The organism is Amycolatopsis sp. NPDC049868 (assembly GCF_044461365.1).
Taxonomy (GTDB): Bacteria; Actinomycetota; Actinomycetes; order Mycobacteriales; family Pseudonocardiaceae; genus Amycolatopsis.
The window spans coordinates 1-18,718 of the sequence record NZ_JBITKV010000022.1 but is presented as its reverse complement, the minus strand read 5'-3'; the positions used below and the strand labels follow the sequence as shown (position 1 = coordinate 18,718).

The window sequence follows — 18,718 nt, the reverse complement described above, 5'->3', positions numbered from 1 at the left end:
CCGAACCACAGGACGCTCGTGCCCGACGCCTCGCCGCGCGCCCCGCGCAAGATCAGCTGGGATGTCCTTCGCGTTGTCGCCGTCTTCGCGGTCATGCTCGGGCACGTCACCCATCAAGGGGCGCTTCTGCATCCGGAACTGGTGGGGTACCCCTTCCGGGTAACCGCCCAGTTCGGTGCGGCCATCCTTTTGGTGATCTCCGCCTTCTTCGTCTGCGCGAGCCTGCGCAAGGGGCGGCCGGGGCGGTGGCTGTGGAACCGGGTCGCGCGGCTGGTGCCCGCGTACCTGGTGGCGGTGACCGTCACCTACGTCGTCGCCCGGTACGCGACGATCCGGTTCAGCGGCCTGCCGTTCCCGCCCGGCCTCTCGGGATTCCTGTTCGGCGTTCCGCAGGGCCTGCCGTCCGATCCGTCGCCCTGGTACGTCCCCACCGGCGCCGATCTGCTCGCCAACCTGGGCATGGTCCAGGAATGGGGCTGGCGGTACGAACTCTTCTACTATCTCGACGGCGCCTACTGGACGCTGCCGGTCCAGCTCGTCGCGTTCACCGCCGCGGCCCTGCTGTGGCCACGCCGGTGGCGCACCCACCGGCTCACGGTCGCGCTGCTCTGGGCGCTGATCCTGGTCCCGTTGTTCCTCCGGTTCGTCGTGTTCGACCCGGTTTCCGCACCGAAGCTCGTGGAGACCTTCTATTACGGCCTCGGCCTGCACCGCGTGCACGTCTTCGCCATCGGCATCGCGATCTGGCTGTGGGCGAAACGGCGGCTGGCGCACTGGCATCTCGCGCTGTTCGTGCTCGCCGCCTGCGCCGCGCAGGACCTGCAGGTCTTCCCGTTCCATCAGGCCCTGCCGAACGATCCGGAGCGCTGGCCGTCGACCATCGGGTTCGCGATCATGGTGCTGCTGGTGTGCCTGGCCGCGCGCGGGCCGGACTGGCGGTTCCCCGGTCTCTCCAGGATCGCCCCGGCTGTCACCTGGCTCGCGGGCATCTCGTATGGTCTTTATCTGGTGCACCAGGAACTCGGTTACATCCTGGCCCGTGCCCTGCTGAACGTCGGCGTCCCCGGCTGGCTGCGGCTCCCCATCGTGCTGGCCGCCGCCGTCCTCGGGGGCTGGGCGATCACCGCTGGCGTGGAACGGCCGGTCCACCGGTGGCTCACCGCTCGCCGGGATCGACGCGATAAGCCTGGAAAACCGCAGGTCAAGGACTCGGAACCAGTTTCTGTCGGTGGTGCCTCGTAGCATGGAAGCGGCCGCCCGTGCAGCTATCGACCGGGCCGGCGACCGCAGCTGAGAATGAACCTGAAGGGACCCTGGCGTGGCTGATCGCCTCGTTGTTCGCGGCGCCCGCGAGCACAACCTCCGCGGTGTGGATCTCGACCTGCCCCGCGACAGCCTGATCGTTTTCACCGGTCTGTCCGGGTCCGGGAAGTCGAGTCTCGCCTTCGACACCATCTTCGCCGAAGGGCAGCGTCGCTACGTCGAGTCGCTCTCGGCGTACGCGCGCCAGTTCCTCGGCCAGATGGACAAGCCGGACGTCGACTTCATCGAGGGCCTGTCGCCCGCGGTGTCGATCGACCAGAAGTCCACCTCGCGCAACCCGCGTTCGACCGTCGGCACCATCACCGAGGTCTACGACTACCTGCGCCTGCTCTACGCCCGCGCCGGCAAGGCGCACTGCCCGCAGTGCGGCGAGGCGATCAGCAAGCAGACCCCGCAGCAGATCGTCGACCAGGTGCTCGCGATGGAGGAGGGCACCCGCTTCCAGGTGCTCGCGCCGGTCGTGCGCGGGCGCAAGGGTGAGTACCTCGACCTCTTCGAGAATCTGCAGCAGCAGGGCTACGCGCGCGTCGTGGTCGACGGGACGATCCACCCGCTCACCGACCCGCCGAAGCTGAAGAAGCAGGAAAAGCACCAGATCGCCGTCATCATCGACAGGCTTTCGGTGAAGACGAGCTCGCGGCAGCGCCTCACCGACTCGGTCGAGACGGCGCTCCGGCTGGCCGACGGCCTGATCGAGCTGGAGTTCGTCGACCTGCCGGAGAACGATCCGCATCGCGTGCGCGGTTTCTCCGAGAACCTGGCCTGTCCCAACGGGCACCCGCTGGCGATCGAAGACCTCGAGCCGCGGTCGTTCTCGTTCAACGCCCCGTACGGCGCCTGCCCCGACTGCACCGGTATCGGCGTCCGCAAGGAGGTCGACCCGGAGCTCGTGGTCCCGGACGACGAGATGTCCCTCGGCGAGGGCGCCATCGCGCCGTGGGCAGGCGGCCAGAGCGCGGACTACTTCATCCGTCTGCTCGAATCGCTGTCGGAGACCATCGGCTTCCGGATGGACACGCCGTGGCGCAAGCTTCCGGCGAAGGTGCAGAAGGCCGTCCTGCACGGCGTCGACGAGCAGGTCCACGTCCGCTACAAGAACCGCTACGGCCGTCAGCGTTCGTACTACGCGAGCTTCGAGGGTGTCATCCCGTTCCTCGAGCGTCGCCAGGAGCAGACGGAGTCCGAGTACATGCGCGAGCGGTACGAGGGCTACATGCGCGAGGTGCCGTGCCCGGCCTGTCAGGGCACGCGGCTCAAGCCTGAGATCCTCGCCGTCACCCTGGAGCACAAGACCCAGGGCGACCGGTCGATCGCCGAGGTCTGCGCCCTCTCGATCGCCGAGGCGTCGCAGTTCCTCGACGAGCTGGAGCTCGGCAAGCGCGAGCAGGTGATCGCCGGCGCGGTGCTCAAGGAGATCCAGGCGCGGCTGCGCTTCCTCCTCGACGTCGGCCTCAACTACCTCTCGCTCGACCGCGCCTCCGGGACGCTGTCCGGCGGCGAGGCACAGCGCATCCGGCTCGCCACGCAGATCGGTTCCGGTCTGGTCGGCGTGCTGTACGTGCTGGACGAGCCGTCGATCGGGCTGCACCAGCGGGACAACCACCGGTTGATCGAGACGCTGGTCCGCCTGCGGGATCTCGGCAACACGCTGATCGTCGTCGAGCACGACGAGGACACCATCCGCTCCAGCGACTGGGTGGTCGACATCGGCCCCGGCGCCGGTGAGCACGGTGGCCACATCGTCCACAGTGGACCGTACAAGAAGATCCTGCGGAACAAGGACTCGATCACCGGCGCGTACCTGTCGGGCCGCACCAAGATCGAGGTACCGGCGATCCGGCGCCCGATCGACAAGAAGCGTCAGCTGACCGTCGTCGGCGCGCGCGAGCACAACCTGCGCGGGCTCGACGTGTCGTTCCCGCTCGGCTGCCTCGTGTCGGTCACCGGTGTCTCGGGTTCCGGGAAGTCCACGCTGGTCAACGACATCCTCGCGACCGTGCTGGCGAACAAGCTCAACGGAGCGCGCCAGGTCCCCGGCCGTCACACCCGCGTGAACGGGCTGGCGGGCGTCGACAAGCTGGTCCGCGTCGACCAGTCGCCGATCGGCCGCACCCCGCGGTCCAACCCGGCGACGTACACCGGCGTCTGGGACCACGTGCGCAAGCTGTTCGCCGCGACCACCGAGGCGAAGGTGCGCGGCTACCAGCAGGGCCGGTTCTCGTTCAACGTCAAGGGCGGCCGGTGCGAGGCCTGCGCCGGTGACGGCACGATCAAGATCGAGATGAACTTCCTGCCGGACGTCTACGTCCCGTGCGAGGTCTGCAAGGGCGACCGGTACAACCGCGAGACCCTTGAGGTGCACTACAAGGGCAAGACCGTCTCCGACGTGCTGAACATGCCGATCGAGGAGGCCGCCGAGTTCTTCGAGCCGATCAAGGCGATCCACCGGCACCTGGCCACCCTCGTCGACGTCGGCCTCGGCTATGTCCGGCTCGGGCAGCCGGCGCCGACCCTGTCGGGCGGTGAGGCACAGCGCGTCAAGCTCGCCAGCGAGCTGCAGAAGCGCTCCACCGGCAAGACGGTCTACATCCTCGACGAGCCGACCACCGGGCTGCACTTCGAGGACATCAGCAAGCTGATCGGCGTGATCAACGGGCTGGTGGACAAGGGCAACACGGTGATCGTCATCGAGCACAACCTCGACGTCATCAAGACCTCGGACTGGATCATCGACATGGGCCCCGAGGGCGGTTCGGGCGGCGGCACCGTGATCGCGGAGGGCACGCCGGAGCACGTCGCTTCGGTGGAGGAGAGCTACACCGGTCAGTTCTTGAAGACTGTTCTCGCTTGAGTCACCCCACGCTATGAAAGGTCCTTTCCTTGCAAATTTTGCAAGGAAAGGACCTTTCATAGCATCCGGAGGGGGAGCTACCCTTTACCGCTCACGAGGTCCAGTACGGGCGAAGCGGGCCCGTAGTAGAAGGCGCGCAGCCGGTAGGAGGCGCCCTCTTCGCCCGGCATCGAAGCGAGCCCGGCCGACGTCGTCCCCGGATCGGAGACCTCGATCGGCACGAACCCGGCCGCGCCGGGTTTCTTGATCTCCACCAGGAAGCCGTCCTCGTCGCTGGAGCGATCAGCCCAGCTGAACCGCACCATCTCCTCCGGCGCGGGCTCGGCCCGGAACGAGGCCGGGGCGGCCGATCGATCGCCCGCCCGCAGTGGCACGACAGGGCCGGAAGCGGCGGGAGTCGAGGGGCCGGAAACCGTCACGGCGTCCGAAACGGCGCCGTAGAACGGCCGGATCCGGTAGTAGAACCGCGTTTCCGGGATCAGATCCGGATGCCGGTACGTCGTCTGCCGAGGCGGCACGAACTGCAGGATCGTGTACTCGCCGTGCGGATCGGTGGTGTACTCGACGATCCTGCCCGCGGCGTCCGGATCGTCGTCGGGCCAGCTCAGGTCGACGTTCACCGGATCCGTCAGCTTCGCGGTGAAACCGGGTTCCTCGCCGCATCCCGACACGAAAGCGACCGCCAGCAGCACGATCGCGAGCTTCCTTGGCACGCCGAGACCCTCCCGGGAATCAGGCGGCGGCGGAATCCGGAGGCGTCAGCATACGAGCGCGTCCGATGATCGACAAGACCCCGGTTGAACCACACCCCCTGGCCATCCGTGTGGGAGGCAAGAGGAGGCGGCCATGGAGAACCGAGGAGAGGCCGGTGCCGATGCACAGTTCGATCGCGGCGGGCGCCGAACGATCCACTTTACCCCTGCGGGTTGCAGTACTGTCCTCGCCGACCCAGAAGACCGTCGGGAGGACGCGAGTGGCGATCGGAGGCTGGCGGCCCAAAAAGGCCAAAGGCGAGGACTTGGTCCGGCACTTGTACGCCGAACACGGGCGAAGCCTGTTGGCGTACGCGACAAGGCTGACCGGGGACCGCGCGGCCGCGGAGGACGTCGTGCAGGAGACCTTGGTCAGGGCTTGGAAACATGCCGAAGACCTGGAAAACGACGCGAAGGGATCGGTGCGGGGCTGGCTGCTCACGGTCGCCCGGAACATCATCACCGACCGCGCGCGGGCCAGGGCGGCCCGGCCACCGGAAGTGGCGGAGCCGGCGGAAGGCGTGCCCACCCCGGCGGTGGAGCGGGACCACGCGCAGAGCGTCGTGGACTCCATGGCCGTGCTCGGGGCCATGGACGGCCTGTCCACGGAACATCGTGAGGTACTGGTGGAGATCTATTACCGGGGCCGGACGGTGGCCGAAGCGGCGAAATCCCTGGGCGTGGCCCCGGGTACCGTTAAGTCGAGATCCTATTACGCGTTACGGGCGCTCAGAGCCGTGATGTCCGGACCCGGGAAGGAGGTAGCGCGATGAGTGCGGTGGGACATGACCAGGGCCAGCTCGCCGCCTACGTCCTCGGCGGGCTGACTCCGGCGGAAGCGGCCACGTTCGAGACACATCTGGCGAACTGCCCCACGTGCCGTCGTGAGGTGCACGAGCTGTCGGAGCTGCGCCACCACCTCGACGAGGTGCCGCCGGAGGCGTTCCTCGAAGGGCCGCCCGACGGGGGAGATCTGCTCCTGCAGCGCACGCTGCGTCAGGTTCGCGAAGAAGAAGGCGCCCAGGAGCGCAAACCGCGGCGGCTCCTCGCCGTCGCCGGTGCGGCCGTGCTGGTCGTGGTGGCGCTCGGCGCGGGTGTGCTGGTCGGACGGCAGACGTCGCCCGAACCGTCGACGGTGGCCTTGCCGGTGCCGACGGCGACCGCCCCGGTGCCCGGCACCCGCGACCTCGCGGCGACCAACCGGGACACGGGCGCGCAACTGGCGGTCCGGGTGGTCCCGGCCGCGGGCTGGGTGCGGCTGCACGCCAAGGCGACAGGTGTCCGCGAGGGCGAGAAGTGCGCGCTCGTCGTGGTGACCAAGAGCGGAGAGCGGGTCAACGCCGGTAGCTGGCTCGTTTCGGAGAAGGGACAGCGTGAGGGCACCGGTGTCGACGGTTCCGCGCTGGTCGCCCCGAACGACGTGGCCTCGGTCGACGTCGTGACGATGGACGGCCGGAACCTGGTGTCGGCGCGGGTATGACGGGTTCGCTCACGGGTCGCGGAGGCGGTTGGTACCGCTTCCGCGACACGTGGGTGCTGCCCGCCTCGCCCAAGGCGGTTTTCGACGCCGTCGTCGACCTGGCCGCATATCCGTTGTGGTGGCGCGACGTACGTTCGGTCAGCCAGGTCGACGAGGACACCGCCGAACTCGTCTGCCGTTCCAGGCTGCCGTACGCGCTGACCGTACGGATGCACCGAGATCACCAGGACGAGCGCGAGGGCAGGTTGCGAGTGCTGCTCAGCGGTGACCTGGAAGGGACACTGGCCGGCGCACTGGTCGCGGTGGGAAGCGGCACCAGGCTGGAGATCACGCAGGAGGTCGAGGCGCGGAAACCGTTGCTGCGCAAGTTCGATCGGGTCGCCAGGCCGGTCTTCCGGGTCAACCACGCGCTCATGATGCGGCGGGGGCAACACGGATTGCAGGGATACCTGGGGCGCTAGGCTCCGACCATGCGTGTCGCCACCGTGCAGCCGTTCACCGTTCCCGCCGATCTCTCCGCGAACATCGCGGAACACGCCAGGCTCCTCCGGATCGCGGACGCCGATCTCTGCGTGTTTCCCGAACTCTCCCTGACCGGTTTGGAATTCGAGGCGCTCGCCGCCGATCCGGGACTCTGGCTGACATCGGACGACTCGCGCCTCGAACCGCTTCGTGAGGCTTGCCGGGCGAGCGCCGTCCACGCCGTCATCGGGCTGCCGCTGGTGGAGGACGGCCGCCGGTACATCGGCTCGCTGGTCCTCGGACCCGGCGGGGAAACCGTCGCCACCTATGCGAAACGGAACCTGCACAACAGCGAGGAAGAACTCTTCGAACCGGGTACGCGGCAAGTGATCGTCGAGGTCGGCGGCAGGCGCCTCGGTCTGGCGATCTGTCTCGACGCCGCGAACCCGGACCACGCGCGGGAGCTCGCCGAGGCGGGCGCCGAGGTCTACGTCCTCAGCGCGCTCTTCAGTGAGGGCCAGGAAGACCGTTTGCTCGATCAGGTCGGCGTCGCGGCCGGATACGGGATGTGGGTGGTGCTTTCCCAGTACTCCGGCAAGACCGGCGGTATGGCCGCGTTCGGCGGCAGCGGGGTCTGGAAACCCGGAGGCGCCGCCGAGGTGCGCCTCGGCGGCGAGGTCTCCGAGTGGGCTTACGCGACGATCGCTTCCTGAACCTTCCGGGCGCGAAGGAGCACTGTCGCGGCGAAGACGGCGAGAGCGAGCAGCCCGGCGCTCAGTGCGTACGCGGCCCGATATCCGCTAGCGAGTGCTTCGGACATCGCGGCTCCTTCGGCCAGCAGTGATCCGGTGCGCGAAGCGGCGGTGGTCGCGAGTACGGCGGTCCCGATCGCCGCGCCGATCTGCTGCGTGGTGTTGATCAGTCCCGAGGCGACCCCGGCGTCGGCGGGTGCGACGTCGGACATCGCCTGCCCCATGAGCGCCGGCATCGCCGCGCCGAACCCGACGCCCATCAGGACGAGCGCGGGCAGGACGTCCGTCGCGTAGTCGCCGTCCGCCTGGACGGTGGCGAGGAAACCGAGCGCCAGCGCGACCAGCGAGAGCCCGCCGACGAGTACCGTCCGAGCCCCGAAGCGGTGGTTCAGCCGCTCGGCGAAGACCAGCGACATCACCGCGATCGAGAGCGGGGCGGGCAGGAAGGCGAACCCGGTGCTCAACGCGTCGAGCCGGAGCACCCGCTGCAGGTAGAGCGCCGTGATGAACTGGAAGCCGAACAACCCGGCCACCATCAGGACCATCACCGTGTTCGCCCCGGTCACCGCGCGGAGGCGGAAGATCCGCAGCGGCAGCAGCGGTCGGCGTGCCTTCGCCTGCCGGAGCACGAACCCGGCGAGCAGGAGCAGCGACACCGTGAGGAGGCCGAGGCTGCGGGCGTCGGCCCACGTGTACTCCTCGGCCTTGACGATCGTGTAGACCAGCAGCATCAGGCCACCGGTGACCAGCCCGGCGCCGGTGACGTCCGTGCCGTCGCGCAGGCCCGGGCCCCGATCGTCCGCGAGCAGCCGGACGGCGAGCACCAGCGCGATCGCGCCGATCGGCAGGTTGACGAAGAACGTCCAGTGCCAGTCGAGCAGCTGGGTGAGCGTGCCGCCCGCGATGAGCCCGATCGACGCTCCGGCGGCCTGGGTGAAGCTGTAGACGCCGATGGCCTTCGCCCGTGCCCGCGGTTCCGGGTAGAGCGTGGTGATCATGCCGAGTACGACGGCCGACGCCAGCGCGCCACCGGCGCCCTGCAGGAAGCGGAATCCGATGAGCTGCGCCTGGTCCTGTGCGATCCCGCAGAGCAGCGAGGCGAGCGTGAACAAGCCGAGCCCGGCCAGGAAGACCCGTTTCCGGCCGATCAGGTCGCCCAGTCTGCCGGACAACAGGAGCAGCCCGGCGAACGCGATCAGGTAGGCGTTGACCACCCAGGCCAGCGTCGAGGGCGTGAAGCCGAGGTCGTTCTGGATCGCGGGCAGCGCGACGGCGACGATCGAGCCGTCGAGGACGACCATCAGGGAGACGGCGCAAAGGACGGCGAGGGCGAGAGCGCGCTGTGGCATGAGAAATCCAATTCGGAAGAGTTCCCTGGGTGATGCCTTGGTGCATCACTTGTAACAGCGCCCATCTTGTGTGACTCTGTTCCCTGCCGGAAGGAGGCACTTTCATGTCCCAGGGGAACAGCGATGTGACCGCACAGGCCAGCGTGGTGGACCCGGAAAAACTCGAGGCCTGCACCGTCCTCGAGGTGATCAACCGGATCAGCGGCAAGTGGGCGATCGGCATCCTGCTGGAGGCCACGCGCGGCCCCGTGCGGTTCACCGAACTGGAGCGTTCGGTGGAGGGGATCAGCAGGCGGATGCTCACCTTGACGTTGCGGAACCTCGAACGCGACGGCCTGCTCGTGCGCACCGTGTACCCGACGGTGCCGCCGAGGGTGGAGTACGAGGCCACGGCGATGGCGAAGGAGCTGTACGCGTCGCTGAGCGGCCTGCTGAGCTGGGCCGAGCGTCACCGTGACTCGATCGCGGTGTCCCGCGTCGTCTACGACGAGAAGGTCAGCGTCTGACGTCCACCGCGTGCACGGCACGCTGGACGTGCGAGCACAGCATGGCGAAGTACATCTTCTGGAACGGCAGGTCCGTGCTGTTCTCGGCGGACCAGCTCTCCCAGAGCCCGCCCGGCCGCAGATAGCGCGACGTGTACGCGGTCGTGAGGTCGGAGTCGATGTGGTGCAGGGCCGCGAGCGCCCATTCCTGGTCGTAGCGCAGGTCCGGCCGTGCGAGGTAGTGGTCCAGATAGGACACGAGGATTTCGGCGTCGGCGATCGTGCCGAACCGGGCGAGCGCGAAACAGTAGCCCTGCCCGGCGAAGACCAGGTCGCTTTCCAGGAACAGTTCCCGGATGCGCCCGCGCCACGCGGTGCGGCGGTCGGCACCGATCAGCCAGGCCGCGGTGATCCGTGGCCGCCAGTCCGCGGCGAGCAGTTCGCCGAGTTCGTCGTCGGTGATCGTCCGCGCGTCCTCGACGAGGTCTCGCAGGAACGGCCCGCCTTCGGGGCCGCTCATCATCCCGGCGAAGTTGCCGTGCAGCAGCTTCGAGTACCGCGAGAGGACGTAGCGGTCGATGGCGTCCGGCATGCCGCTCAGCTTTCCAGAAAAGAAGGAACCGCGGTGCGAGGACGGGGGACCCTCGCACCGCGGTTCCGGTTCGCCGCCGGGCGCTACGCGTGCGCCACGGTCTTCTCCCTGTCGCCTTCAGGATCCTTCGAGGTGTCGGGATGGTCGTCGATCAGGGTGGCTTCGTCGAACGGGGCCTGGCCGCTGAACACCCGGCCGGCCTGCTCGCGGTCGAACTCCTTGGTCCACGTTCCGACCAGGACGGTCGCGACGGCGTTGCCCGCGAAGTTGGTCAGCGCGCGGGCCTCGGACATGAACCGGTCGATGCCGAGGATGAACCCGACGCCGTCGACCAGTTCCGGCCGGTGCGACTGGAGACCGCCGGCGAGGGTGGCGATCCCGGCGCCGCTCACGCCCGCCGCGCCCTTCGACGCGATGATCATGAACAGCAGCAAGGAGATCTGCTCGGCGACGCCCAGCGGCTGGTCCTGCGCGCTGGCGATGAACAGGGTCGCCATCGTCAGGTAGATGGCCGTGCCGTCGAGGTTGAACGAATAGCCGGTGGGCACGGTGATGCCGACGACCGGTTTGGACACCCCGAGGTGCTCCATTTTCGCGATCAGCCGCGGCAGGGCCGACTCGGACGACGACGTCGACAGGATCAGCAGGAATTCGCGGCCGAGATAACGCAGCAGCGTGAAGATGTTGATCCGCGCGCCGAGCCACAGCACCGAGCCGAGCACGCCGAACACGAACACCAGGCAGGTCAGGTAGAAGCCGATCATGATGACGGCGAGGCTGCGCAGCGCACCCCAGCCGGTTTCGCCGACCACCGCGGCGATCGCGCCGAACGCGCCGACCGGAGCGGCCCACATGATCATGGCGAGGATCCGGAACACGAGCCGCTGGATGTGCTCGATGCCGCGGCGGATCGGCTCGCCCTTGGTACCCAGCTTCTGCACGGCGAAGCCGGCGAGGAGCGCGACCAGGAGTGTTTGCAGCACCTGGCCTTCGGTGAAGGCGGAACCGAAGCTGGTGGGGATGATGCTCATCAGGAAGTCGACGGTGCCTTCGCCGCCTTCGGCCTGCTTGTGCGCCTTCGCGGCGGCGGCGGGGTCGAGGTGCAGGCCCGCACCCGGGTGCAGGAGGTTGCCGACGACGAGGCCGATCGCGAGCGCGAACGTCGACATCATCAGGAAGTAGCCGAGCGACAGCAACCCGACCTTGCCGACCTTCGCGGCCTTCGCCACCGATCCGATGCCGAGCACGATGGTGCAGAAGATGATGGGGGAGATCATCATCTTGATCAGGTTGACGAAGCCCGTGCCGAGCGGCTTGAGCTCCTTGGCCAGGCCCGGCGCGGCGAACCCGACGGCGATGCCGAGAAACACCGCGACGATCACAGCCACGTACAGGTAATGCATCTTGTCTCGGCGACGTGGCGCGGTTTCGGGCGGTGTAGGCACCTTTGCCTCCAGCTCAGGGGGTGTCCGTGGGATTGCCGGTCACTATCACCCGGGCAGGTGAGCTGGGTCACGGTTGTGTTCATTGAGTTCGCACGAGTGGTTTCCGGGGAATTCCGGCCGGGCGCGCTGCGCGGTCCCGGCACCGGTGTGCTGGTATGAGCGGGTGCCCTCGACGACGCGGATCCGGACCAGACGCGGCAGTCTCGCCCGCCAGCTGCTGATTCTGCAGCTCGTGGTGCTTTTCGTGCTCGTCGCGGCCGGGGTGACGTTCGCGTACCTCGATTCGGTCAGGGCCACCGAGGACCGGGCGCGGGACAAGGTGACCGCGGTCGCCGAAGCGGTGGCGGACGCCCCCGGTGTGCTGGCCGCACTGTCCACATCGGAGCCGACCCGGACACTGCAGCCGTTCGCGCAGAGTGTCCGCGCGGACACGGGCGTGGATTTCGTGACCATCATGGACAAGAACGGCATCCGCTACACGCATCCGAATCCGGAGCTGATCGGGCAGCGGTTCATCGGCAACATCGGCGAGGCGCAACGCGGCGGCAAGGTCGTCGAGACCTACGCCGGTTCGCTCGGCCCGTCCGAACGCGTCGTGGTTCCGGTGCGCGGCGCCGCCGGGCAGGTCGTCGCGCTGGTGTCGGTCGGCATCACGGTCGAAGCGATCGACGCGGAACTGCGGGAACGCCTGTGGCCCCTGATCGGGGTCGCGGCGGCGGTGCTGGTGGTCGGCGGGATCGGCAGCTATCTGGTCAGCGCCCGGCTCCGGCGGCAGACCAGGGGGATCGCGCCGGAGGAACTGAGCAACCTGTTCGAGTATCACGAAGCCGTCCTGCATTCCGTGCGCGAGGGGCTGTTGCTCGTCGGCGGGGACGGGCGAGTGGTGCTGTGCAACGACGGAGCACGGGCGCTGCTGGGTGTCGCCGAGGACGCCGTCGGCCGCGAACTGTCCGCATTGGACATTCCCGAAGATCTCGTCGAGGCGTTCACCTCGGGGGAGGAGCGCACCGACGAACTGCATCTCACCGAGGCCAGGGTGCTCGTCGTCAGCACGTCACCGGTGCGCTCGCGCGGGAAGGCGATGGGCACCGTGGTGATCCTGCGAGACCATACGGAACTCCAGGCGCTGACCGGGGAACTGACCACGGTGCGCGGGCTGGCCGAGGCGCTGCGGTCGCAGGCGCACGAAGCGGCGAACCGGCTCCACACCGTCGTTTCACTGGTCGAGATCGGCCGCCCCGAACAAGCCATCGAGTTCGCGACCGAAGAACTCGCCCTGGCACAGGAACTCACCGACCGTGTGGTCGGCGCGGTCGCCGAACCCGTGCTCGCGGCGCTGCTGCTGGGCAAGGCGGCGGAGGCGAGCGAACGCGGCGTCGAGTTCACGATCACGCCCGACACCGTCATGGAGGACTCGGATACCGGCGTCCCGCCGCGAGACCTGGTGACCATCCTCGGCAACCTGATCGACAACGGCATCGACGCGGCGGCGGGGAACGCCGCCGGCGGCGGACGGCCCGGCGTCGAGGTCACCGTGCGGTCCGGCGCCGAAGGCTTGCTGCTGCGGGTCGCCGACACCGGACCCGGTGTGGACGACGTCGAGGACGTGTTCCGGCGCGGGTGGTCCACCAAAGCCGAGGACGGGCACGGACTCGGCCTGGCACTGGTGGGTCAGGCGGTGCGGCGGCACGGTGGGACGATCGACGTCGGCCGCGACGAGGGTGCGGTGTTCACCGTGTGTTTGCCGCCGAAGGAGTCCGCGCGATGATCAAGGTGCTGGTCGTCGAGGACGAACCGGTGGCCGCCGACGCGCACCGGGTGTACGTCGAGCGGATGCCCGGCTTCACCGTGGCCGGGGTCGTGCACTCCGGCGGCGACGCGTTGCGGTTCTGCGAACGTGAACCGGTCGACCTGGTACTGCTGGACTTCTATCTCCCGGACACGCACGGCCTCGCCGTCTGCCGGTCGCTGCGCGCGGCCGGTCTCCCGATCGACGTCATCGCCGTGACCTCGGCGCGGGATCTGGCGCTGGTGAAGGCCGCCGTGTCCGTCGGTGTGGTGCAGTACCTGCTGAAACCGTTCACCTTCGCCTCACTGCGGGAGAAACTCGAGCGCTACGCCGAGTTCCACGGAACTTCGGGCGAAGTCACCGGGCAGGCCGAGATCGACCGCGCGCTCGGTACCCTGCGCACCACCGAGCGGCAGGCATTGCCGAAGGGGATGAGCGCGCAGACCCTGGAGGCGATCACCGAAGTCCTCGCTTCGGCCGCCGACGGTCTCTCCGCCGGGACGGCGGCCATCGCCATCGGCGCTTCCCGCGTCACCGCGCGCCGCTACCTCGAATACCTCGCCGACAACGGCCTCGCCCAGCGCGAGCCCCGCTACGGCCAGGTCGGCCGCCCCGAGGTCTGGTACAAGCCGAAAACCGTATAACGACCTATACAGAGGTCGGCGGGCTACCTTGGGATCGTGAAGATCGGCGAACTCGCGCGGAAGACCGGGGTCAGCGTCCGCGCGCTGCGCTATTACGAGGAAGAGGGCTTGATCAGCCCTGGCCGCGAAGGCAACGGCTATCGCGACTTCTGCGAGGGCTCGGTCGAGGCCGTCCTGCAGATTCGCGGGATGCTCGACGCCGGACTGCCGGTGCGGCTGATCCGCGAGGTCCTGCCGTACCTCGACGGACCGGAGGAGGTCCGGCCGAAGGAGCCGTGCGAATACATGATCGGTGAGGTCGCGCGGCAGCGGGAAGTACTCGATCGCCGGATCGCGCTCATGACCCGCAATCGCGACGCCCTCGACGCGTACCTGCGCGACTTGACCCTGACACAAACGTGAGGGTTTTAGCGTGCGGACATGACTTCGATGCGCGCGCTGCGACAGGACTCCGCGAACGGTCCTGAAGATCTCCACCTCGTCGCCGATGCCCCCGTTCCGGCGCCGGGACCAGGCGAAATCCTGCTGAAGGTGGCCGCGGCGGGGGTCAACTTCGCCGACGTCATGCAGACGCGGGGAACCTATGAAGACGGTCCGGAAGCCCCGTACGTCGCCGGGTTCGAGGCGGCCGGCGAGGTCGTGGCGCTGGGGGAAGGGGTGACCTCGCCGGCCGTCGGCGACCACGTCGTCGGGACCGGCGGAGGGGCTTTCGCCGAGTACATGGTCATGCCCGCGTCCGGCGCGGTCGCGGTGCCGGAAGGCTGGTCGGACGAGCAGGCGATCGGGCTGATCCTGAACTGGGTCACGGCGCTCGCCGCGCTCAAGCCGCTGGGCCGGCTGGCCGCCGGTGAGACCGTGCTGGTGCAGGCGGCCGCGGGCGGGGTCGGCCAGGCCGCGGTCCGGCTGGCCAAGCACTACGGGGCCACCGTCATCGGCACCGCGTCGCCGGGCAAGCACGACGTGGTGCGGGGCTTGGGCGCCGATCGCGTCCTCGGCTACGGGGCCGATCCGGGGACGGCCGACCTGGTACTCGAATCGGCGGGCGGGGCGGCTTTCGCCGCAAGTCTCGCCGCCGCCAAGCGGGTCACCGGGCGGGTCGTGGTCTACGGCGTCGCCGGGGGAGAGGTCGCGATCACCAACCGGGACTTGAACTTCCGGCATCAGATCCACGTGATCGGGCTGCACCTCGGCGTCCTGATCGAGCACGCGCCCGCCATCTTCGCGGAGCTGATGGACGAACTGCGCGCCCTGATCGCGGCCGGCGTCTGCGTGCCGGGGACGCCGACGGGGTATGACCTCGCGGACGGGCCGAAGGTGCTCGCGGAACTGGAGGCGCGGGCGACTTCGGGAAAGCTGGTGCTGAGGCCCTGAACGCGGCATGATCATATGCGGACATGCGCATGTCAATAGGTCGAAAGTGTTGGTAAATCACCAGCTTTCTGACGCGACGAAAGTCGGTGCCGGGTCGCGACCGAGGCTCCTAAATTCACGAACCATTCCGTTGTCCTCACAAGGAGTGGGTCCATGGCAAGGAAGTTCTTCGTCTCCGCGTCCGTGAGCTTGGCGCTGCTGGCCGTCCCGGTCACCGCGGGTCAGGCCACGGCGGCGGTCCAGCCTGCTCAGCAGGCCGTGGCGGCGACCACGGTCTACTACGACGCCTCGGGAGCCCCCACCTTCCGGGCCGCCATCCAGGCCGGAGTGGCGAACTGGAACAACTCGGTGTCGAACGTGAAGCTGCAGGAGAGCTCCTCGGGCGCCACCCTGCGCTACACCGAGGGCAACGACCCCTCGGGTTCGTACGCCGAGACCGACGGCCACGGCCGCGGCACCATCTTCATCGACTACACGCAGGCGCAGCAGTACAACCAGACGCGGATCGCGGCGCACGAGACCGGCCACGCGCTCGGCCTGCCGGACAACTACCAGGGCCCGTGCTCCGAACTGATGTCCGGCGGCGGCCCCGGCCCGTCCTGCACCAACGCGACGCCGAACGCCCAGGAGATCTCGCGGGTGAACTCGCTGTGGGCCAACGGCCTGCTGTCGAACGGCACCATCCAGCGCATCTACAACTGACGCTCGGAAGTCCGTGAAGGCCTCCTTCCCTACGCTCAAGGTAGGGAAGGAGGCCTTCACGGCGTTCTAGCCCTGGAACTCGTACGCGCCCGCGTCCACCGCCGCGCCGGTGTACACGGAATTGCCGTCGACGTCGCGGTCGTCGTACTTCGTGGTGCCGAGGTCGATCGCCGGGCTGCCCGCCTGCAGGATCAGGTTCGTGGCCGAGGTGAACTTCGGATCCGCGACCTTGTCCGTCGCGCCCGGGGTGAACTGCCTGAGCCCGCCGAAGTACACGTTGTGGTCGGTCGCGTTGAAGGTCGCGTCCGCGTAGCCGACCTTGTACGCGGCCTGGACGACGTTCTGCGTCATCGTCAGCATCTGGTTCGTGCAGCCGCCGTAGCAGACGAAACCCTCCGCCTCGGCGTTCGGGAGCCGGAGCGAGTTGTTGCGGAACACCGTGCCGAGCACCGGCCCGTTGCCGTCCTCCGCGCCGCGCGTGATGATCCCGCCGCGTGTCTTGGCGCCGAACACCGCGTTGTACTCGAAGACGTTGCCGGTCGAGACGCCGTCAGGGTCCTTCGCGTCCGTTCCGAGTTCGGTGAAGGTCTCGTTGTCCTCGGAGATGTTGTGGTGGATGACGTTGCGGGAGCCGTAGAAGATCTCGACCGCGGCGCCGTCGAGACCGCCGAAGTCGTCGGCCTTCGCGATCGAACCGCTGATCCGGTTCCAGCCGATGTCGGAGTCGTTGCCCTGGACCAGCACGGCGAACGCACCGGAGTCGTCGTTGCCGCCCGGCGTCACCACGGTCATGTGGTTGTTGTCGACGAGGTCGTTCTGCGTGACCTCGGTACCATCGGCCGACGGCGCGATGTACACGCCCGCGCCGGCACCGGTGATCAGGTTCGACAGCACCTTGTTGCGATCGCCGGATACCTTCACCCCGGCCCACGAACAGCGTCCCGCGTCGGCCGCGACGCCGACCTGCAGGTCCTTCACCACGGTGTCGTTGCCAGGAAGGTCGACACAGGCTTCCGCGTTGCCCTTGACGATCGGCCGTGCGCCGGTGCCGTACGCGCCGATCGTGACGCCCGATCCGTTGACCCTGAGGCCGCCGGACCAGGCCCCGCCGCGGCGCAGCAGGACGGTGTCGCCCGCCGCGAACGTGGTCGCGGAGACCTTCGCCAGGGATTTCCACGGGGTCTGCTGAGAAGTGCCGCTCGCGGTGTCGCTGCCGGAGACCTGATCGACGTAGTAAGTCTTCGAAGCGGCTTCGGCCGTCGTGAACCCAGTGCACGCGACAGCGGCGAGCACGGCCACGGAAAGCAGTTTCCAGGACATGCCGCGGACCGTAACCACCTGCCGCACAAGGGTCGTACAAAAACCTCGGCGGCTTTAGCATGATCGGATGCGTCGGGCGTCGCGGATTCTCGTACCGGCCGCGCTGCTGTTCAGCGCCATGGTGGCGAGCAGCGGGATCGCGTCCGCGCCGCCACCGCCGGTGGCGCCCGTCGCCGGGCTGAACGAGCTCTGGAACGACTACGGCGATCAGGGCGGGCACTGGACCGGCGGCGATCGCACGGTGTCGGTGCCGCTGCCGGACGGCCGCACGGCGTGGCTGTTCTCGGACACGTTCCTCGGCACGGTGAACCCCGACCACAGCCGTCCGCCGGACAGCCCGATCGCGCGCAACACCCTGGTCGTCCAGCGGCCCGACGGCTCGCTGGGGGAGACGCTGCACGGCGGCACCGCCGACGACCCGGAGGCGCTGATCGGTCTCGCGGGTTCGGGCGAGCACTACTGGGTCGGTGACGGTGTCGTTCAAGGCGACGTCCTGTCGGTGCTTTACAACCGGTACAAGACGACGGGGTCCGGCGGTCTCGACTTCCGGAACACCGGGACTTCGCTGGCGACCTTCCGGCTGCCCGCGCTGACGCCGTCCGAGCTGCTGGTGATCCCGGTGAGCGACAAGGTCGCGTGGGGATCGGAGCTGCTCGAAGACGGCGGATACACCTATGTCTACGGCGCCGAACAAGGCCATCTCCGGCTGGCCAGAGTCCCCGTCGGTGGCCTTCGCGGACCTTGGCGGTTCTGGACCGGCGCCGGCTGGTCGCCCCACGAGGAGGACTCCGCCCGGATGCTGGCCGGGGTCGGGACGGCGTTCTCGGTGACCCGTGTCGGCGGCGAATACGTGCTGATCACCATGGACACCAGTCCCGGCTTCAGCCCGGTGATGCTCGCCTACACCGCGAGCTCGCCGACCGGCCCGTTCGGCGCTCCGGCCGTTCTCTACCGGGCTCCCGAAGCGAGCGACCGGCGGATCGTCTACGACGCGACGGCGCATCCGCAGCTGAGCCGTCCCGGGAAGCTCACGGTGTCGTACAACGTGAACAGCCTCGACCACGGGGACAACATCGCGGACGTGCGGATCTACCGGCCGCGGTTCGTGGAGGTCGACTGGCCGCCGTCCCCGCCGTGGTCGTGAGTGGCGATTCGGGTTGTATGTGGACCCGCATTCGCTCACCTGCTCCGAGCCCCGAGCAACCCCTCGACGATGTGGGAATCGGGACACTCAACGTCCCAATTCCCACATCGTCGACACCCGGCACGCCCAGCAGCCAGCCCTCGTACCGGTCAGGTGATTCGAGTGTGGAGGATTCGGGACGTTGAGCGTCCCGAATCCTCCACACACCCCCCGGTCCCCGCGAGATTACGCGGTGAACGCACACCCAGACCCGGCCC

At 68.5% G+C, this 18,718-nt stretch carries 18 protein-coding genes; 13 read left to right on the top strand and 5 right to left on the bottom strand.

The genetic code is table 11. From position 1 onward, the window contains the following. Window positions 1-18: 18 nt before the first annotated feature. Together ACIBTM_RS44450 and uvrA are read left to right on the top strand one after the other, a co-directional pair. Window positions 19-1,242 carry an acyltransferase family protein gene (locus ACIBTM_RS44450; RefSeq protein WP_395883145.1) on the top strand — a complete coding sequence of 408 codons (1,224 nt, stop codon included), beginning with the start codon at window positions 19-21 and terminating at the stop codon, window positions 1,240-1,242. Window positions 1,243-1,318: 76 nt separating this feature from the next. Further along, the gene (gene uvrA, locus ACIBTM_RS44445) at window positions 1,319-4,174 is read left to right on the top strand and encodes an excinuclease ABC subunit UvrA (protein WP_395883144.1); all 2,856 of its coding nucleotides are present in this window, start codon (window positions 1,319-1,321) and stop codon (window positions 4,172-4,174) included. A gap of 77 nt (window positions 4,175-4,251) precedes the next feature. On the opposite strand, the gene ACIBTM_RS44440 is transcribed toward uvrA, so the two are convergent. Beyond that, on the bottom strand, window positions 4,252-4,887 hold the full coding sequence (locus ACIBTM_RS44440; RefSeq protein WP_395883143.1) for a fibronectin type III domain-containing protein: 636 nt from the start codon (window positions 4,885-4,887) through the stop codon (window positions 4,252-4,254). A 260-nt stretch (window positions 4,888-5,147) separates the two neighbouring features. On the opposite strand from ACIBTM_RS44440, the gene ACIBTM_RS44435 reads away from it, so the two are divergent. From ACIBTM_RS44435 to ACIBTM_RS44420, 4 genes are read left to right on the top strand one after another with little or no spacing between them, the layout of a single operon-like run. Beyond that, a complete protein-coding gene (locus tag ACIBTM_RS44435) occupies window positions 5,148-5,699 on the top strand; it encodes a sigma-70 family RNA polymerase sigma factor (protein ID WP_016335427.1) in 552 nt (183 codons plus the stop codon). After that, a complete protein-coding gene (locus ACIBTM_RS44430; protein ID WP_395883142.1) occupies window positions 5,696-6,406 on the top strand; it encodes an anti-sigma factor family protein in 711 nt (236 codons plus the stop codon). The genes ACIBTM_RS44435 and ACIBTM_RS44430 overlap by 4 nt, the downstream gene beginning before the upstream one ends. Further along, entirely contained in the window at window positions 6,403-6,867 is a 465-nt protein-coding gene (locus ACIBTM_RS44425; protein WP_395883141.1) for an SRPBCC family protein, read from the top strand. Before ACIBTM_RS44430 ends, ACIBTM_RS44425 begins: the two co-directional genes overlap by 4 nt. Window positions 6,868-6,876: 9 nt before the next feature. Continuing rightward, window positions 6,877-7,581, top strand: a complete 705-nt coding sequence (locus tag ACIBTM_RS44420; RefSeq protein WP_395883140.1) for a carbon-nitrogen hydrolase family protein — start codon at window positions 6,877-6,879, stop codon at window positions 7,579-7,581. On the opposite strand, the gene ACIBTM_RS44415 is transcribed toward ACIBTM_RS44420, so the two are convergent. Then, a complete protein-coding gene (locus ACIBTM_RS44415) occupies window positions 7,560-8,969 on the bottom strand; it encodes an MFS transporter (RefSeq protein ID WP_395883139.1) in 1,410 nt (469 codons plus the stop codon). The two genes, ACIBTM_RS44420 and ACIBTM_RS44415, sit on opposite strands and share 22 nt — an antisense overlap. Window positions 8,970-9,073: 104 nt before the next feature. Between ACIBTM_RS44415 and ACIBTM_RS44410 the strand changes: the two genes are divergently transcribed. Next, window positions 9,074-9,475 (top strand): winged helix-turn-helix transcriptional regulator, encoded by a 402-nt coding sequence (locus ACIBTM_RS44410; RefSeq protein ID WP_395883138.1) that lies wholly within the window; start codon window positions 9,074-9,076, stop codon window positions 9,473-9,475. Here ACIBTM_RS44410 and ACIBTM_RS44405 read toward each other — a convergent pair. Both ACIBTM_RS44405 and ACIBTM_RS44400 read right to left on the bottom strand, forming a co-directional pair. After that, entirely contained in the window at window positions 9,465-10,046 is a 582-nt protein-coding gene (locus ACIBTM_RS44405) for a DUF6000 family protein (RefSeq protein WP_395883137.1), read from the bottom strand. The genes ACIBTM_RS44410 and ACIBTM_RS44405 overlap by 11 nt on opposite strands. 83 nt (window positions 10,047-10,129) lie before the next feature. Continuing rightward, window positions 10,130-11,449 (bottom strand): cation:dicarboxylate symporter family transporter, encoded by a 1,320-nt coding sequence (locus ACIBTM_RS44400; protein ID WP_395883136.1) that lies wholly within the window; start codon window positions 11,447-11,449, stop codon window positions 10,130-10,132. A gap of 205 nt (window positions 11,450-11,654) precedes the next feature. Here ACIBTM_RS44400 and ACIBTM_RS44395 point away from each other — a divergent pair, with 205 nt between their 5' ends. The 5 genes from ACIBTM_RS44395 (at window position 11,655) to ACIBTM_RS44375 (ending at window position 15,997) form a co-directional block, all read left to right on the top strand. After that, the gene (locus tag ACIBTM_RS44395) at window positions 11,655-13,259 is read left to right on the top strand and encodes an ATP-binding protein (RefSeq protein WP_395883135.1); all 1,605 of its coding nucleotides are present in this window, start codon (window positions 11,655-11,657) and stop codon (window positions 13,257-13,259) included. Further along, window positions 13,256-13,924: a response regulator gene (locus ACIBTM_RS44390; RefSeq protein ID WP_395883134.1), complete on the top strand. Its 669-nt coding sequence runs from the start codon at window positions 13,256-13,258 to the stop codon at window positions 13,922-13,924. The genes ACIBTM_RS44395 and ACIBTM_RS44390 overlap by 4 nt, the downstream gene beginning before the upstream one ends. Before the next feature lie 36 nt (window positions 13,925-13,960). Beyond that, window positions 13,961-14,326, top strand: coding sequence for a MerR family transcriptional regulator (locus ACIBTM_RS44385; RefSeq protein WP_360087707.1), 366 nt, complete (start codon window positions 13,961-13,963; stop codon window positions 14,324-14,326). Window positions 14,327-14,344: 18 nt separating this feature from the next. Continuing rightward, window positions 14,345-15,295, top strand: coding sequence for an alcohol dehydrogenase catalytic domain-containing protein (locus ACIBTM_RS44380; protein ID WP_395883133.1), 951 nt, complete (start codon window positions 14,345-14,347; stop codon window positions 15,293-15,295). A gap of 153 nt (window positions 15,296-15,448) precedes the next feature. Beyond that, a complete protein-coding gene (locus tag ACIBTM_RS44375) occupies window positions 15,449-15,997 on the top strand; it encodes a snapalysin family zinc-dependent metalloprotease (protein WP_395883132.1) in 549 nt (182 codons plus the stop codon). Between the two features lie 66 nt (window positions 15,998-16,063). Here ACIBTM_RS44375 and ACIBTM_RS44370 read toward each other — a convergent pair whose 3' ends face one another. Next, complete coding sequence (locus ACIBTM_RS44370) at window positions 16,064-17,317, bottom strand: choice-of-anchor Q domain-containing protein (protein ID WP_395883131.1); 1,254 nt, start codon at window positions 17,315-17,317, stop codon at window positions 16,064-16,066. Window positions 17,318-17,384: 67 nt separating this feature from the next. On the opposite strand from ACIBTM_RS44370, the gene ACIBTM_RS44365 reads away from it, so the two are divergent. Then, window positions 17,385-18,461, top strand: coding sequence for a DUF5005 domain-containing protein (locus ACIBTM_RS44365; protein WP_395883130.1), 1,077 nt, complete (start codon window positions 17,385-17,387; stop codon window positions 18,459-18,461). The last annotated feature ends 257 nt before the right edge of the window (window positions 18,462-18,718 follow it).